Annotated in this window: 20 protein-coding genes; 8 read left to right on the plus strand and 12 right to left on the minus strand. The window is 60.3% G+C overall.

The window, feature by feature from the left end:
- Positions 1-7 precede the first annotated feature (7 nt).
- Positions 8-655, minus strand: a complete 648-nt coding sequence (locus PspR76_RS17895) for a nicotinamidase (RefSeq protein WP_159957374.1) — start codon at positions 653-655, stop codon at positions 8-10.
- A gap of 146 nt (positions 656-801) precedes the next feature.
- On the opposite strand from PspR76_RS17895, the gene PspR76_RS17900 reads away from it, so the two are divergent.
- Entirely contained in the window at positions 802-1,494 is a 693-nt protein-coding gene (locus PspR76_RS17900; protein ID WP_159957376.1) for an NUDIX hydrolase, read from the plus strand.
- Between the two features lie 138 nt (positions 1,495-1,632).
- Here PspR76_RS17900 and PspR76_RS17905 read toward each other — a convergent pair whose 3' ends face one another.
- Positions 1,633-2,406 carry an L-iditol 2-dehydrogenase gene (locus PspR76_RS17905; protein ID WP_159957378.1) on the minus strand — a complete coding sequence of 258 codons (774 nt, stop codon included), beginning with the start codon at positions 2,404-2,406 and terminating at the stop codon, positions 1,633-1,635.
- A gap of 13 nt (positions 2,407-2,419) precedes the next feature.
- On the minus strand, positions 2,420-3,679 hold the full coding sequence (locus PspR76_RS17910; protein ID WP_442966827.1) for an ABC transporter substrate-binding protein: 1,260 nt from the start codon (positions 3,677-3,679) through the stop codon (positions 2,420-2,422).
- A 261-nt stretch (positions 3,680-3,940) separates the two neighbouring features.
- Here PspR76_RS17910 and PspR76_RS17915 point away from each other — a divergent pair, with 261 nt between their 5' ends.
- From PspR76_RS17915 to PspR76_RS17925, 3 genes are all read left to right on the plus strand, one after another.
- Positions 3,941-4,879 (plus strand): AraC family transcriptional regulator, encoded by a 939-nt coding sequence (locus PspR76_RS17915; protein WP_159957382.1) that lies wholly within the window; start codon positions 3,941-3,943, stop codon positions 4,877-4,879.
- 154 nt (positions 4,880-5,033) lie between these two features.
- A complete protein-coding gene (locus PspR76_RS17920) occupies positions 5,034-5,981 on the plus strand; it encodes a nucleoside-specific channel-forming protein Tsx (RefSeq protein WP_159957384.1) in 948 nt (315 codons plus the stop codon).
- 14 nt (positions 5,982-5,995) lie between these two features.
- Positions 5,996-7,024 (plus strand): purine-nucleoside phosphorylase, encoded by a 1,029-nt coding sequence (locus tag PspR76_RS17925; protein WP_159957386.1) that lies wholly within the window; start codon positions 5,996-5,998, stop codon positions 7,022-7,024.
- A gap of 126 nt (positions 7,025-7,150) precedes the next feature.
- Here the strand turns inward: PspR76_RS17925 and PspR76_RS17930 are convergent, their stop codons facing one another.
- The 5 genes from PspR76_RS17930 to PspR76_RS17950 form a co-directional block, all read right to left on the minus strand.
- Positions 7,151-7,486, minus strand: a complete 336-nt coding sequence (locus PspR76_RS17930; protein ID WP_159957388.1) for a DUF6124 family protein — start codon at positions 7,484-7,486, stop codon at positions 7,151-7,153.
- Between the two features lie 451 nt (positions 7,487-7,937).
- The gene (locus PspR76_RS17935; RefSeq protein WP_159957388.1) at positions 7,938-8,273 is read right to left on the minus strand and encodes a DUF6124 family protein; all 336 of its coding nucleotides are present in this window, start codon (positions 8,271-8,273) and stop codon (positions 7,938-7,940) included.
- Positions 8,274-8,749: 476 nt separating this feature from the next.
- On the minus strand, positions 8,750-9,709 hold the full coding sequence (locus tag PspR76_RS17940) for a quinone oxidoreductase family protein (RefSeq protein WP_159957390.1): 960 nt from the start codon (positions 9,707-9,709) through the stop codon (positions 8,750-8,752).
- A 30-nt stretch (positions 9,710-9,739) separates the two neighbouring features.
- Positions 9,740-9,913 (minus strand): DUF1427 family protein, encoded by a 174-nt coding sequence (locus PspR76_RS17945; protein ID WP_145166095.1) that lies wholly within the window; start codon positions 9,911-9,913, stop codon positions 9,740-9,742.
- 89 nt (positions 9,914-10,002) lie between these two features.
- On the minus strand, positions 10,003-10,767 hold the full coding sequence (locus PspR76_RS17950; RefSeq protein WP_159957392.1) for an AraC family transcriptional regulator: 765 nt from the start codon (positions 10,765-10,767) through the stop codon (positions 10,003-10,005).
- Between the two features lie 119 nt (positions 10,768-10,886).
- Between PspR76_RS17950 and PspR76_RS17955 the strand changes: the two genes are divergently transcribed.
- Positions 10,887-11,159, plus strand: coding sequence for a hypothetical protein (locus tag PspR76_RS17955; protein ID WP_159957394.1), 273 nt, complete (start codon positions 10,887-10,889; stop codon positions 11,157-11,159).
- Positions 11,160-11,195: 36 nt separating this feature from the next.
- Here PspR76_RS17955 and PspR76_RS17960 read toward each other — a convergent pair whose 3' ends face one another.
- The 3 genes from PspR76_RS17960 to PspR76_RS17970 form a co-directional block, all read right to left on the minus strand.
- On the minus strand, positions 11,196-11,366 hold the full coding sequence (locus tag PspR76_RS17960; RefSeq protein ID WP_159957396.1) for a metallothionein: 171 nt from the start codon (positions 11,364-11,366) through the stop codon (positions 11,196-11,198).
- 88 nt (positions 11,367-11,454) lie between these two features.
- The gene (locus tag PspR76_RS17965; protein WP_159957398.1) at positions 11,455-11,910 is read right to left on the minus strand and encodes a DMT family transporter; all 456 of its coding nucleotides are present in this window, start codon (positions 11,908-11,910) and stop codon (positions 11,455-11,457) included.
- 4 nt (positions 11,911-11,914) lie between these two features.
- On the minus strand, positions 11,915-12,403 hold the full coding sequence (locus PspR76_RS17970) for a DMT family transporter (protein ID WP_159957400.1): 489 nt from the start codon (positions 12,401-12,403) through the stop codon (positions 11,915-11,917).
- A 117-nt stretch (positions 12,404-12,520) separates the two neighbouring features.
- On the opposite strand from PspR76_RS17970, the gene PspR76_RS17975 reads away from it, so the two are divergent.
- The 3 genes from PspR76_RS17975 (at position 12,521) to PspR76_RS17985 (ending at position 14,315) form a co-directional block, all read left to right on the plus strand.
- Positions 12,521-13,453, plus strand: coding sequence for a LysR family transcriptional regulator (locus PspR76_RS17975; protein WP_159961509.1), 933 nt, complete (start codon positions 12,521-12,523; stop codon positions 13,451-13,453).
- Between the two features lie 128 nt (positions 13,454-13,581).
- A complete protein-coding gene (locus PspR76_RS17980) occupies positions 13,582-13,941 on the plus strand; it encodes a type II toxin-antitoxin system Phd/YefM family antitoxin (RefSeq protein WP_174245636.1) in 360 nt (119 codons plus the stop codon).
- Positions 13,938-14,315 carry a type II toxin-antitoxin system VapC family toxin gene (locus PspR76_RS17985; RefSeq protein WP_159957402.1) on the plus strand — a complete coding sequence of 126 codons (378 nt, stop codon included), beginning with the start codon at positions 13,938-13,940 and terminating at the stop codon, positions 14,313-14,315. The genes PspR76_RS17980 and PspR76_RS17985 overlap by 4 nt, the downstream gene beginning before the upstream one ends.
- 26 nt (positions 14,316-14,341) lie before the next feature.
- On the opposite strand, the gene PspR76_RS17990 is transcribed toward PspR76_RS17985, so the two are convergent.
- Positions 14,342-15,661, minus strand: a complete 1,320-nt coding sequence (locus PspR76_RS17990; protein ID WP_159957404.1) for an Nramp family divalent metal transporter — start codon at positions 15,659-15,661, stop codon at positions 14,342-14,344.
- Positions 15,662-15,687: the final 26 nt, after the last annotated feature.

The following is a 15,687-nucleotide window of genomic DNA, read 5'->3' on the forward strand; positions in this document are numbered from 1 at the left end:
TTTCTCCTTAACGCGTGGCCATCGCGGCCAGTTCTTCGCGGGTGCTGCTGATGACAGCACCGGCCTTGAGCAACTCGTTCACCGCCTGTACGCCGCCCTCTTCGCTGATACCTCGGCAAGCCGGCAAGTGCAGGACCACCTCCAGGCCGGCCTTGAGCAGTTGTAACGCGGTGGTCTTGACGCAGTAGTCCAGGGCCAGGCCTCCGACGATCACACGGCGCACGCCTTGGGCTTTCAAATACTCGATGACGCCAGTCGACAGTTTGTCGTGCAGGTCGTGGTAGCAGGCACCGTAGGGGTGCAGGTCGGGTTCGACGCCTTTCCAGATGAAGTAGTCGTAGTCATACGGCGTGGGCAGTTCGTCCAGCAGCGTAAAACCTTCCGTGCCCGGCACGCAGTGGCTGACCCAGGTGACATCGGCGTGGGCAAGGCCAGTGGGTTGCAGCATCTCGCTGTGCTGCGTGACCACCCACGGGGCATGCGGGGTGTGCGCGTCTTTGCTGCCGACGCGATGCCCGGCCAGGCTGGCCATGTAGTTGAGTTCGGCACCGATCTGATCACCGCCCGCCACCGGCAACTCGTTGGGGCACAGGGGCGTGAAGCTCTTCTGGGCGTCGACGTCGAATGAAGCAATGGCAGTTTTCGAGAGGGTCATGGCGGTTCTCCTGTGGCCTGGAAACAAAAGTACACGTCATGTACTTTCATTGCAAGAAACATTTAGTTATCTATGCTGGAGCCAGTACATGACATATCTGTTCGATCCGTTAGACTGTGCGCCACCGCTGTTCAGAAGGATGTCACATGCCACTTAGCGCCTACCTCCACACCGTCGACCTGTGCGTGCTGTTCTATTGCCGCGCCTCCGGGGAATTGAAGCTGCTGCTGAACAAGCGCGAAGCCGAGCCCTTCGCCGGGCATTGGGCGTTACCGGGCGTGGTGGTGAACGGCGGCGTGCAAGATCTGAGCCTCAAGGATGCGGTGGAGCGTTTGCGGGCCAGTGACAAGGTCGGTTTTGAGCTGGCCTGGAGTGAGCAGGTCGGCACCGTGGGTGATGCGTTTCGCGACCCGCGCTGCTGGTCGTCGTCCACGTACTACCTGGCGATTGTGGCGCAAGCGCCGGCGCTGGCTGAGCATCAAGGCTGGTTCGCGCTGAAGGCGGTGGCCGATGGCGGTATCAAGTTGCCGTTCGATCACAACCTGATTGTCGCTGCGGTGCAGGAGCGGCTGTTGTCCAAGTCGCTGTACAGCAATGTGCCGCTGATGTTTTTGGGCGATGAATTCAGCGCGCCGGAAGCCACCACGATCTTTTCCCTGGTGCTGGCACGGCCGGTATTGAAGACCAGTATTCGCCAGCGTTTGTTGAAGCTGACTGAGGCGGGGTATTTGCGTGAGACAGGGCGCAAGAAGCAAGGCGACGGCGGCCGGCCCCAGGCGACGGTGGAGAACCTGAAGCCGGGGGAAGTGTATTTTTTTGATCGCAGTTTTGCCGAGTAGCCTGGCACTTAAGAACAACAAAGATCCAATGTGGGAGCTGGCTTGCCTGCGATAGCGGTGGGTCAGACCCTAAAGCTGTCACTGACAGACCGCCATCGCAGGCAAGCCAGCTCCCACATTCTTAATCGATGCTCGGCCTTAGCTCATCCAGTTGCCGCCATCGACGTTGTAGGTCTGGGCCACCACATAGTCGGCGTCTTTGGAAGCCAGGAAGACAGCCATCCCCGTCAAATCCTCCGCCGTGCCCATCCGCCCAAAAGGCACCTCCGCCCCTACCCGCTTCTTCTTCTCGCCCGGCGCCAACCCTTCATGCCTGGCAAACAGCGCATCCACGCCATCCCAGTGCTCGCCGTCCACCACGCCGGGCGCGATGGCGTTGACGTTGATGCCTTGCTTGATCAGGTTCAGCCCCGCCGATTGCGTGAGGCTGATCACCGCCGCCTTGGTCGCGCAATAGATCGCCACCAACGGCTCGCCCCGCCGCCCAGCCTGGCTGGCCATATTGATGATCTTGCCGCCATGGCCCTGGCTGATCATCTGCCGGGCGGCGGCCTGCAGGGTGAACAGCGTGCCGGCGACGTTGATCGAGAACAGCCGGTCAAAGCTGTCGCGAGTGATGTCGACAATCGGCGCCAGGTCGAACAGCGCGGCGTTGTTGATCAGGATGTCGAGCTTGCCGGCATGGCTAACCACGGCGGCAATCGCGGCGTCGATGGAGGCCTGGTCGGTGACGTCCATTGCGACGGCATACGCCTGCGGGCCCAGCTCAGCTGCCGTGGCCTGGGCGCGTTGCAGGTTGATGTCGGCGATGGCAACGGTTGCACCCTCGGCGATATAGGCCTGGGCAAAGGCGCGGCCGATGCCGCGCGCCGATCCGGTGATCAGCGCGCTCTTACCTTCGAGTCGTTTCATGCAGAAGTCCTGTTTATTTGGGGTAGCCGGCGCGTTTCATCTCGCGCTCGGTGGTGGACTGAGCTTCCAGCAACGCCTGGTCAACCGTCATGCCACCGGTGAGCGCCGCCGAGAACAGCTTGCCGACGGAGGTGCCGATGGCCTGGAATTCCGGAATGGTCACGTACTGGATGCCCACGTACGGCACCGGCTTGGCCGACGGGTGCGCAGGGTCGGCGTGCTTCATCATCTCCAGCGTTACCTGGGCAAACGGCGCGGCTTTCAAGTAAGCCTCGTTGTAGGTGGACTGACGGGTGCCTGGCGGTACGTTGGTGATGCCTTCTTTATCGGCGACCAGTTGGATGTAGTCCTTGGAGGTTGCCCAGGTGATGAACGCCTTGGCAGCGTCTTTGTGCTTGGAGGTCGCCGGAATCGCCAGGGACCAGGCGTACAGCCAGGAAGAGCCTTTGTCGGTGACTTCGGTCGGTGCCGCTGCAAAGCCTACGTCGTCGGCGACCTTGCTTTGGCTTTTATCGGTGGTGAAGGAGCCGGCGACGCTGGCGTCGACCCAGATCGCGCATTTGCCGCTGTTGAACAGCGCCAGGGTTTCATTGAAGCCATTGCTGGAGACGCCGGGCGGGCCGTAGTTTTTCAGGGTGTTGACGTAATAGTTGGCGGCGGCGGTCCACTCGGGGCTGGTCAGTTCCGGCTTCCACTGCTCGTCGAACCAGCGCGCGCCAAAGGCGTTGGCCATGGTGCTCAGCAGCGCGATGTTCTCGCCCCAACCGGCCTTGCCGCGCAGGCACATGCCGTACTGGTCTTTGTCTTTTACCGTGAGCTTGGCGGCGAACTCACCGAGCTGGGTCCAGGTCGGGTGCGCGGGCATGCTCAGGCCGGCCTGTTTGAACAGGTCGGTGCGGTAGTAGGTCACGGTGCTTTCGCCGTAGAACGGCAAGGCGTACAGGGTGTTATTGACCGACAGGCCCTGGCGCACTGCCGGGAAAATATCCTCGGCGTCGTAGTCGGCGGGCAGTTGAGTCAGGGGTTCAAGCCAGTGCTTGGCGCCCCATAACGGCGTCTCGTAGGTGCCGATGGTCAGTACGTCGAACTGGCCGCCCTGGGTGGCGATATCGGTGGTGAGGCGCTGGCGCAGCACGTTTTCTTCGAGCACCACCCAGTTGAGCTTGATGTCCGGGTGCTGCTGCTCAAAGACCTTGGACAGGCGCTGCATGCGGATCATGTCGCTGTTGTTGACGGTGGCGATGGTGACGGTATCGGCGTCGTAGCTGGGCATGGCCAAGGCCAGGCCGGACAGCAGAAATAGCGCTTGCGGGAGCTTGAACATGGCGGTTTCCACCTGTTGTTTTTGTTGTTGAGCGCTGATTACAGCAGCTTGGCCCAGCCCTCACAAACGCGTGGCGAATGCGCGGCTGATACTTTTTTAACCTGGGCGTGCGGATCAAAAAAGTATCAGTGCCAGACGAAACCCGGGGTAGCGCACCCGTTGCCAACCGGCGTATTTTGCAGTGATTCCATAAGTAAAAGAGGCATCAGCATGCCCATCAACCGCGCCAAGCTGTTCGAGCATCGCCCTGCCGAACTTGAAGTCATCCTGCCCGAGCCGGACCAGTGCTTTCGCTGGTTCGAACATGACTACCCGTATGACCTGGCGCGCTGGAACCATCACCCTGAATTCGAAATCCACCTGATCCGCCAAGGCAGCGGCAAGCTGGTGGCGGGCGACTATATCGGCGCGTTCAGTGCCGGGCATGTCGCGCTGATCGGCCCGGACTTGCCCCACGACTGGATCGGCGACCTGGCCCCCGGCGAATACCTGACCGGCCGCGACGTGGTGCTGCAATTCGACGGCGCCGCCCTCCTCGCCCTGCGCAACACCCTGCCGGAACTCGGCGACTTGCAGCCGCTGTTCGAACTCGCCCGGCGCGGCCTGCAATTCAGCGGCGCCACCGCCGTGCACGCCGCGCGCTTGATGGAAGACATCGGCAACGCCCACGGCCTGCAACGGCTGATCCTGTTCCTGCAACTGCTCAACACCTTGAAAAGCGCCCCGGCAACCCACGTGCAGGCGCTGGCCAGCCCCTGCTACGCGCCCACCCTGGATGCACGCAGTGCCGAGCGCATCAACAAAGCCTTTGATTACCTGATGACCGAGCTGACCGGCGACGTGCGCCTGTCGGTCATCGCCCAACAGCTGGAGATGAGCGAACCGGGCTTCTCGCGCTTCTTCAAGCGCAATACCGGCCACGGCTTTATCGACCTGATGCGCAAGTTCCGCGTACAGCGCGCCTGCCGGCTGTTGCTGCAAAGCGACATGTCAGTGGCGGACATCTGCTTTGAAGTGGGCTACGCCAACCTGTCCAACTTCAACCGGCATTTTCGCATCGAGATGCACCAGACGCCGAGCGAGTATCGGCGCGAAACGGCGATGCATTTGTTTAACCGCATCGAGAAAATGACACCCAGTCATTTTTGATCAAAAGGTCGATTAATTTCGCTTTTTTCCCTTTTATTCAAGCCATTGAGCAAAGTTGGTACAGCCTGTGCAAACGTTTGCGGAACGAACTTGGTAGGCAAGTTCACCGTTGCCCGAGAAATCGGGTCAAACCGCGTACGAATAGGGATTTTCCATGCACCTCACCTCAAGGCATCCTGCTTCCTTTGGTGTTTCCTTGCTACTGGCCGCCGTTACGGGAGTACTCAGCGCACCCATTTTGGCGCAGGAAAAACCCGCCGATGACTCAGCACAGGGCGAAACCCTGGCCCCGGAAGCCAGCCCGACAAAAAAAGGCGCGTACCTGTCGGAATGGTTTAACCAGGACCTGACCCTGATCGGCAGCAAAGACATCAGCTTCGGCCCCAAGCCGCAAGATGACGTGTACCTGGAATACGAGTACTTCGGCCGTAAAGGCCCGTTCGAGTTGTACGGTTATATCGACGTGCCGAAGATTCTCGGCATCGGTAACAGTAATGACAAAGGCGCGTGGGACCATGGCTCGCCGGTGTTCATGGAGCACGAGCCGCGCATCTCCATCGACTACCTGGCGGGGCGCAGCCTGGCCATCGGGCCGTTCAAGGAATGGTATGTAGCGTTTGACTGGATTTACGACCACGGCAGCAACAAGTCGAACCGTGCCAACACCCTGTACAGCGGCTTGGGCACCGACATCGACACGCACTCGCGGGTCAACCTGTCGGCCAACTTCTATGGGCGCTACCAGTGGGAAAACTATGGCGCGAGCAATGAATACCAGTGGGATGGCTACCGCGCGCAAATGAAGTACATCGTGCCCATCAGCAAGTTCGACAACGGCGCGTCGCTGACCTACATCGGCTTCACCAACTACGATTTCGGCTCGGACCTGCACAAGGACAACCCGGCACGCACCGCCAATTCCGTGGTGGCCACCAACGTGCTGCTGTACTCGTTCACCCACCTGCGCTTCACCCTGGTCGGCCGTTACTTTCATAACGGCGGCAACTGGGAAGACGGCAGCGAGCTGAACTTTGGCGAAGGCAACTTCCGCGCCCGTTCGGATGGCTGGGGCTACTACGCCGGTGTCGGCTACCAATTCTGATCAAGGAGTATTAGATGAAAGTGTTTACCCGTCTCTCGCTGGCTATTGGCTTGGCGTTTTTGCCCCACGTGGTGCTTGCCGATACGCCTGCACCGATCAAGCCCAAAGTGATGCTGATCACCATGTTCGCCCCTGAGGCGCAAACCTGGATCGATCGCCTGGAACTCAAGCAGGAAGTACGCGTGCCGGGCCTTTCCGCCGAATACCCGGTGATTCGTTGCAACACCCAGGACGTGTGCCTGCTGGTCACCGGCATGGGCCAGACCAACGCCGCCGCGTCCACGCTGGCGTTGGCCTTGTCGCCCAAATTCGACCTGCGCCAGAGCTACTTTTTGATTGCCGGGATTGCCGGTATCAGCCCAAAACACGGCACCATCGGCACCGCCGCGTGGGCGCATTACCTGGTGGAATTCGGCACCCAGTGGGAAATCGACTCGCGCGATGCACCTAAAGACTGGCCGACCGGCTACATCGGCATCAATACCAAAGGCCCCAACGAAAAACCGCCGCTGGACTACAAGACCGAAGTGTTTGAACTCAACCCCAAGCTGCAAGCCAAGGCATTTGCCCTGTCGCACAAGGTTGAGCTGAGCGAAAGCAAGGAATCCACTGCCTGGCGTAAACACTACCCGGCCGCCCCGGCCAACCAGCCGCCGCAGGTCACCCAGTGTGACACCCTGGCGGGCAACACCTGGTTCTCCGGCACGCGCCTGAGCGAACGCGCCGAGGTCTGGACCAAGTTGCTCACCGACAACAAAGGCGAGTATTGCACCACACAGCAGGAAGACAACTCCACCTACGAAGCCCTGCTGCGCGCCAGCCGCGAAGGCTTGGTGGATATCCAGCGCCTGGCCGTAGTGCGTGCCGGGTCCGATTTCGACCGGCCGTACCCTGGCTACAGCGAGGTGGACAACCTGCTGAAATATGCCGACCAAGGCGGGTTTGTGCCAGCGTTGGAGAACCTGTATCGCACCGGCAATCCGCTGGTTCAAGCGATCCTGAAAAACTGGTCCGCCTGGGAAAAAGGCGTCCCCGAAGCCTGATACAAATCAAACTGTGGGAGCGGGCTTGCCCGCGATAGCGATCTGTCAGTCAGAGACTTGTTGACTGATGCGCCGCCATCGCAGGCAAGCCAGCTCCCACATTTTTTTCGACCGCGTTAACAATCCTTATGCCGTCGGGTGGGCCACATTCAGTGCCTTATCCACCAACAACTGCACCCCTTCCAGCATCCGACAAATGCCCAGCGCGACATTACGTTGCGAGCCCTCGATTTCAAACGCCATATGGTTAGCAATCTCGCTGATGGACGCCAAATCCTGGGAAGCATTGACCAGTAAGGTTTCCGTGCCCAGGTCGGCACGAACGGTGAAGAGCCCGTCGGTGGGTTCGGGGATGGGTTTTGCGGGGTTGAGGTAGTGGTTGATCGCGCGGTAGGCCACTTCGTGCAGGGTGCTGGTATCGAAGTCTGGTTGGCCTGGGGGGTTTGGGCTGTCTTTGATCATGGTGGAACTCCGTCGACAAGTTAAGCTGCCAACGCTCGCGGTCAAGCGAGTTAAGGTGGCAGCTGTACGCGGGTTGACCGACCGGTTGTCAACGAACCCGGCATACCCAAAGGTATCCCGCGCACAACTGCCGCGACACAATACCTCAGGCATAAAAAAAACGCCTGAGATAGGTACAGGGCGTAGCGTTTCGTTAACAAGGTCGGACGGTCAAATCCGATCGCTGAATTGGCAGCGACGGCAGTGAGGTTAGTCAGCGCCCTTCCGACCGACAACCTGAAACCCTTGTGGGAAACGTCTGATCGAGCGCGCCTCCCAAAACCCAGTGAAGATCAAACTGTGGGAGCGGGCTTGCCCGCGATGGCGGTGTGTCAGGTAAAAAACTGTTGGCTGACCCACCGCTATCGCAGGCAAGCCAGCTCCCACATTTTTTCGACCGTGTTAACAATCCTTATGCCGTCGGGTGGGCCACATTCAGCGCTTTATCCACCAACAACTGCACCCCTTCCAGCATCCGACAAATGCCCAGCGCGACATTACGTTGCGAGCCTTCGATTTCAAACGCCATATGGTTGGCAATCTCGCTGATGGACGCCAAATCCTGGGAAGCATTGACCAGCAAGGTTTCCGTGCCCAGGTCGGCGCGCACGGTGAAGAGCCCGTCGGTGGGCTCGGGGATGGGTTTTGCGGGGTTGAGGTAGTGGTTGATCGCGCGGTAGGCCACTTCGTGCAGGGTGCTGGTATCGAAGTCTGGTTGGCCTGGGGGGTTTGGGCTGTCTTTGATCATGGTGAAGGTCCTAAGATTGAGTGGAGCTGCCAACATTCGCGGTCAAGCGAAGAGGGAGGCAGCTGTACGCGGGTTGACCGACCGGCAATCAAAGGAAATCCGGCATACCCGAAGGTATCCCGCGTACAGCCACCGCAACACGATACCTCAGGCGTAAAAAAAACTCCTGAAATAGGTTTTTGCCGTAGCAGTACTTCAATTAATCGGACGGTCAAATCCGGTCGCTGAATTGGCAGCGACGGCAGTGAGGTTAGTCAGCGCCCTTCCGACCGACAACCTGAAACCTTGTGGGAAACGTCCGAACCAAACCAGGTCCCAAAGCCTGATGAAGATCAAAATGTGGGAGCGGGCTTGCTCGCGAATGCGGTGTTCCAGTCAACCTTTCTGTGACTGACCTACCGCTTTCGCGAGCAAGCCCGCTCCCACATTTTGAGCTCAGTACATCAGGTAAATGTGTGTACTCGGTCAAATGTGACTTAAGGCAGGAATATGATCTTGTCCGCACTGCCCGTGTTCACTTCCTCATAGCACTGCACGCCATCCGCCAACGCCACTTCACGCAACCCGGTCGGCAGCGGCAACGAACCCTCATCAAAGAAGCGCCCAAACTGCTCCAGCATCACCGCGCACTGCTCGCAGTTGTAGAGCAACGAGTTGATCCCCACCACCGAACCGCCTTTGCGATACAACGCCAACGCCGGCAGTTGCACGTGCCCATCCACCGGGGCGGCGATGATTGCAATACGGCCGAACGGCGCCAGACCGGCGACCGCCGCCGGCAACCAGAAACCGGTGGTGTCAAAGATCACATCCGCGCCGCCCTTGAACACGGCATTAACCTGCGCGCCCAATTCTTCCGGTTTGCCCAGGGTAATCGCGTCAAACCCTTGAGCCTGCAGCACCTCAGCCTGATCGGCCTTGCGCACCGCTGCCAGCACCTGCGCACCGCGGATTTTCGCCAATGCCAGGGCTGCGCTGCCCACGGCGCCATTGGCACCGATCACCAACAACCGCGTGCCTTTGACGACACCGCTACGCTCCAGGGCATCCCACGCGGTGGTGTACGGCACACCAAGGCTGGCGGCCTGGGCGAAGCTCAAGTGGGTTGGCTTATGCGCAACGCCCTTGGCCGACACGGTGAGGTATTGAGCGTGGGAGCCGTCAGCAAAAAAGCCCAGGTCTCGGCCCGTGCCCCACACTTCTTGACCGACCAGTTCCTGCGGCCCCTCGACCAAAACCCCGGCGAAATCCCGACCAGGAATCCGTGGCAACGTGGTGTAGGGAAAACGCCCGAGCACGTTCTTAACGTCGCTGGGGTTCAGGCCGGCAGCTTTGACCTGCACCAGGACTTCACCGGCAGCCGGCACCGGCTTGGCAACGTCAACGAAACTCAGGGCGGCGAGGTCGCCGGTGGCGGAAAATTGCAGTGCGTTCATGGCCAATATCCATTGAAGGGAAACAGGGAATCAGGACAACCAACCGCTGACCCACTCGCGCCCCATGGGCCAGAGTTTCTCGCCGAGCAACATGCCCATCAAGCCGACCAGGGCAATGGCAGGTGGCGCGGGTGAGCGGAAGTCCAGGGCACCGTAGATCACGCCGACAAACAGGCCGATGGCGAGGGAAATCAAGTAGTTCATGGGGGCGGCGCCTTGTAGGTTGATGGGCTCAGTGTAGTGAGCGCATGCCTGAAGCATCGGCCAAGTGCTTCAGGATTTCGGCCAAACCCTCAACCCGCGTAGTGCGACGGCGCCACGCCGAGTTCACGGCGGAACATGTCGCTGAAGCTGCTCGGCGAATAGCCCAACGACCGCGCAATGCCGCTGACCGACTGGCCCTGGATCAGCTCCGCCACAGCCGTAGCCAGTTGCACCTGGCGGCGCCATTCGGCAAAGCCCATGCCCAGGTGGTTCTGGAACAGCCGCGCCAGGGTGCGCACGCTGGCCCCGGCCGCCTCGGCGTGTTGCTCGAACGGGATCTCCAGCGATGGCGCCGCCATCACCGCCTGGCAAGCGTTGACCAAACGGCGGTCGGCGTCGACCGGCATGGCGATGCGGATCTGCGAGCGGCGTGCCCGCTGCAATTCCAACAGGGCCAGGCCGACTACAGCCTCGTAGTAAACCGCCTCGCCGTTATCGCCCTGATCGACGAGCGTGACGATCAGCTCGCGCAACAGCCCACCCACTTCAATCACCTGCACCTGGCTGTCCAGCGTCGCCGCCAGGGCCGGGCGCAAGTAGATGTTGCGCATCTGCAGGTCCGAGACCACGCGAATCCCATGTTCCACGCCCGGCGGCAACCACACCGCACGCTGGGGCGGCACAACCAGGGCTTCGCGAGGCGTCTCGACCCACATCACGCCGCTCATGGCGTAGAGCAACTGGCCCCAGTCATGGCTGTGGGGCTCTACGTACAACCCACGCGGGTAGGTGCGCGCCAGGGGTTGCACGGGCACGGCGTGATCACTGAGGTCGGGGGGCGCGGCCAGGGCCATGAGCTCTGCATCATCAAGGGTGAACCGCCATGGTAATGACCGCCGCGCGACAATCCGAGTGAATTTTTACCGCCCACAAGGATCTTTTGCTTACACCATGAAGGCAGGGAGCACTCACGATGGACTTTTCAGCACCGGTCAATGGCAAGGCGCGCATTGACTACACCCAGGACACACTGTTCGGGCCTATGGCCAAGCATGCCGAGTGCCAGGTAAGCGTACAGCGCACGCCGGAGCGCACCGTATTGCGGGTATTCCAGCCGCTGCCGGATGATCTGCACGCGGCGCAAACCGTGGTGTTTGCGCTGGAGGGGCGGCGCACCAGCGCGGTCGTAAAAGGCCGCCAGCGCATGGCGGACCACAGCGTCAGGTTCGAACTCAAACCCCAATAAAAAGAGGCCGGTAAAACCGGCCTCTCGCTGACACGCTTAACCGTGAGCCGACTTGGCGCACTCACAGCCCGTTGGCGCCACACACGGCTCACCATGGGCATGGTGCTCGGCACAGCCCTGACAGCAATAGCCCTTACCGTCCTTCATTACTGCGTCGGCGCCCAGTACACATTTGCAGTGTGGGCAGTCACAGGTTTTATCTGGCATGGTCAGACTCCTTTTTCATGGTCGTCCCGGTGCAGCGAACGCGGCACCTTAAGAGATGACTCCCGGCAACGCGCCAAGGTTCAGCCCGTTAATCGGCCTGACGGGTATTGCTGCGGTACATGAACACCAAGGCCAGCGCCAGGCAGAGCATCGCCACGATGCGGCTGCCCGACAGTTCGATGGCCGGGTTGCCGAGCCAGCCGAAGTTGTCGATCAGCATGCCCATGCCCAACTGGCCGACGATCACCGCAACCGTCGCTACCGCCGTACCGACGACGGGCACCGCGCCGACCATCACCATCATGTACACCACACCGAACAACGCGCCGGTCAGTTGCCATTTGGGCACGTCCAGCAGGCTGACGGCCTGGGCCGGCTCGAAGAAGAAAATCAACAGCGCGGTGGTGATTGCGCCGACCGCAAAGGTCAGCAAACTGCTGCGCAATACGCCCACCGCCTGGCCCAGGCGACCATTGATGGCGGCCTGCACACTCAGCACCGCACCCGCAGCAATCACCAGTACTAACAACACAATCAGATTCATCGCCTTACCCTCGTGCAATCGAAACAAGTGCCGCCACAATCAACACCAAGGCGATCCAGCGCTCGCCATTGACGCGCTTGCGCGCCGTGCCGAACCAGCCGAAATGGTCGATCAACACACTCTTGCCGACCTGGCCCGAGAGGATCGCGATCATGGTCATGGCAATGCCGATATGCGGCGTGGCTAACGTCAGCACCACCACGTACATCGGCCCCAGGAAGCCACCGATCAACTGCCAGCGCGGCAAGTCGGTCAGCGCCGGGCCTTTTTGCGGGCCGCTGAACAGCAGCAGCAAAAACAGGATTGCCGTGCCCACGCCGAAGATGCTCAAGGTCGCCCATAGATGGCCCACCTGCACACCCAGCGGCCCGAGCAGCCCGGCCTCCACCGACAGGCCCATGCCCGCCAAAATCACCAGCGGCAATAACAGCAGCCGTAGAAGGTTTTTCTTCGGCGTGGCCTGGGCCACACCCTCGATTGAACGAGCCTGCATACATCACCTGCGTTTCAAGAAATGAACATGGCGCGCATTATCCGGTGGCCGTCCTGTGCGATAAATGGGAGCATGCGGATAACACCTTTGCGCATTACGCACAGCCTGGAGGCCATGATGCAGGGCTTGAATGAATTGAGTTTCAAGGCATTGCGCCTGTTTGTTGCGGTGCTGGACCACGGCAGTTTTTCCGAAGTGGCGCGCCGCGAGAGCCTGGCGCCCTCTTCTATTTCCCGGCAGATCCAGTTGATGGAGCAAGCGCTCGGCCAACAGTTGCTCTACCGCCACACCCGTGCCGTCAGCCCCACCGAGGCCGGGCGCCTGCTCGGGCACCACGCGCGGTTGATGCTGGAACAACTGGAAACCGCCGGCCAAGCCCTGCAGGAACAGGAAAGCGAACCCAGCGGCCTGGTGCGTATCAATGCGCCGATGGTGTTCGGCCAGCGTCACCTTTCACCGTGGCTGGGCGAGTTGTGCCGCCGCTATCCCAAGTTGCAACTGGATATCCAGCAAACCGACACCTACGTCGACCCACTGCAAGACGGCACCGACCTGCTGTTTCGGATCGGCGTGCTCAACGATTCCGGCATGCAGGCACGCATCTTCGCGCCGCAACGTTTTCGCCTCGCCGCCAGCCCTGCCTACCTGGCCCGGCATGGCACACCGCGCCACCCCGACGAGCTGGTTAACCACCAGTGCCTGGCCTACAAAGGCATCACCGGCCAGCAACGCTGGTTCTTCCGCCGCGACCAAGGCGACTGGACGCCCTACAGCGTCAAAGGCCCGATCACCGGCAACCACGCCGACACCCTCACCCACGCCGCCGAGCAAGGCCTGGGGCTGGTGGTGTTTCCGTCCTGGCTGATCGGCGAAGGCTTGCGCGCAGGCACCTTGCAGGCGGTACTGACCGAGTACGACGTGGCGACGACGTTGGAGCCGCAGCAGATTGCGGCGTTATGGCCAGGAAGCCGGCGGCTGTCGCTGAAGGTGCGCACGGTGATTGATTATTTTGTGGAGTGTTTTGGGGCGGTGCCGTATTGGGATCGGTGAGCTGGCCGAGGTTAGAGGTAAAAATTCCTCGGCGAAAAAGTAGGCTTGTTCTGATTTTGCGGGCCAGCATTCCCGAGCACAGTACGCGGCAGGCAGACTTCGGCTTAATCTTTTTTGGGAGCATTGCCATGGACGTCGTGTACTACAAGCAATCACGCGCTAAGCGTGGGTCTTCAACCAGCGGTCGGGCGATCTTTGATAGCTCACGGAGTTTTGGCTATATTTGGCCAAAATTTGGAGATAACCCGATGATTACCGTACCGCTGGGTGAGGCGAAAAATAATCTGTCAAAATTGGTTGATGAGGCCGCTGCCGGCAAAATCATCACCATCGCTAAGCACGGGCGCGCCATGGCACAACTTGTCCCCATCGGAAAACCCAAAGGTCGGCGAATTGGAGCAATGAAAGGCAAGCTCGTCATCCCGGAAGACTTTGATGCGCCTTTGCCCGATGACCTCTTGGAGGCGTTTCAAGGCAGCCATTCATGAGGGTAGTGTTGGATACCCATATTCTGCTTTGGGCATTGAGAGATGACCCCAGGCTGTCCAGCAAAGCCCGCAAGCTGATGGAGAACGCGGCTGAAATCTATGTCAGCGCTGCCACCTTCTGGGAAATGGCGATAAAGGTCGGCTTAGGCAAACTCGATGTGGACCTGGATGAAATCCGTGAGTACTGCCTGGAAAGCGGATTCGTCGAATTGCCTATCACCTCTGAACACGCAATTGCGGTAAAGGACCTTGAGCTTCATCACAAAGATCCTTTTGATCGGCTTATCGTAGCGACAGCCATCAGTGAACCAATGAAACTGTTAACGGCCGACCCGCAGGTGGCTCAATACACATCCTTGGCGATCCTGGTGTAGATCGTCTCAGATCGCGCGTATTCCTATTAAAACAACCACTGCCCAATCAACCACGCATTCGCCCCACTGATCAGCGCAAACAGAAACCACGCCAATAGCCGCGTGGGCAGGCGGTTAACAAACGGCCCCATCAATTGCTTGTCATCGGTCATGCGAATCAGCGGATAAAGCGCGAACGGCAACTGCAGGCTGAGCACCACCTGGCTGAGAATCAGCAGCTTGCCGATAGCAACGTCGCCCATCAGCCACACCCCGAGAAATGCCGGGATCAGTGCCAGGCCGCGGGTGATCAGGCGTCGCTGCCAGCAAGGGATACGCAGGTTGAGATAACCCTCCATGATCACTTGCCCGGCGATGGTGCCGGTAAACGTCGAGCTTTGCCCCGAGGCCAGCAACGCAACGCCGAACAGGATACTGGCGAACGCCCCGCCCACCAGTGGGTCGAGCAGGTGGTAGGCATCCTGGATCTCAACCACGTCGGTGTGGCCGGTCTTGTAGAACGCGGCGGCGGCGAGCACCAGGATCGCGGCGTTGACCAGCAAGGCCAGGGCCAGCGAGCCGATGGTGTCGATGCGCGCCAGTTTGACCGCGTCCTGCTTGCTGGCGAGGTCTTTGCCGATCAGGCGGGTTTGCACAATCGAGGTGTGCAGGTAGAGGTTATGGGGCATGACGGTGGCGCCGAGGATGCCGATGGCCAGGTACAACGGCGCCGCATCGCTGATGGCCGACAGTGACGGGGTAAAACCACTCAATACGTCTGGCCAGTAGGGTTTGATCAGCACCAGCTCGATAAAGAAGCACACGCCGATGGTTGCGACCAACGCCAGCATGATCGCCTCGAGGCGACGGAAGCCGCGGTTTTGCAGGGCCAGAATCAACAGCGTATCGAAGGCGGTGATGACAATACCGGTGGTCAGCGACACACCGAGCAGCAGGTGAAACGCCAGGGCGCAGCCGAGCACTTCGGCAAGGTCGGTGGCGATGATCGAGATTTCCGCCAGCAGCCATTGCGTGCGCGCGGAGCGTTTGCTGTAGCGCTCACGGCACAGTTGCGCCAGGTCTTTGCCGGTGGCGATGCCCAGCCGTGAACACAGGCACTGCACCGCCATGCCGGCGAGGCTGGCCAACAGCACCACGAATAACAGGCTGTAGCCGTAGCGTGAACCGGCCTCGATGGCCGTGGCCCAGTTGCCGGGGTCCATGTAGCCGATGGAGATCAACAGGCCGGGGCCGGCGAACATCAGCGCCCGTTTGAAAAACGACGCCTTGGGGTCAACGATAACGGAACCCGCCACTTCCGGCGGGCAGAACGGGGCGGTAGCGATTTTCGGCAGGCTGAATTTCACGCGGTATCCCAGGCAAACACACAAGT

Origin of the sequence: Pseudomonas sp. R76, from assembly GCF_009834565.1 — a bacterium.
Taxonomy (GTDB): Bacteria; Pseudomonadota; Gammaproteobacteria; order Pseudomonadales; family Pseudomonadaceae; genus Aquipseudomonas.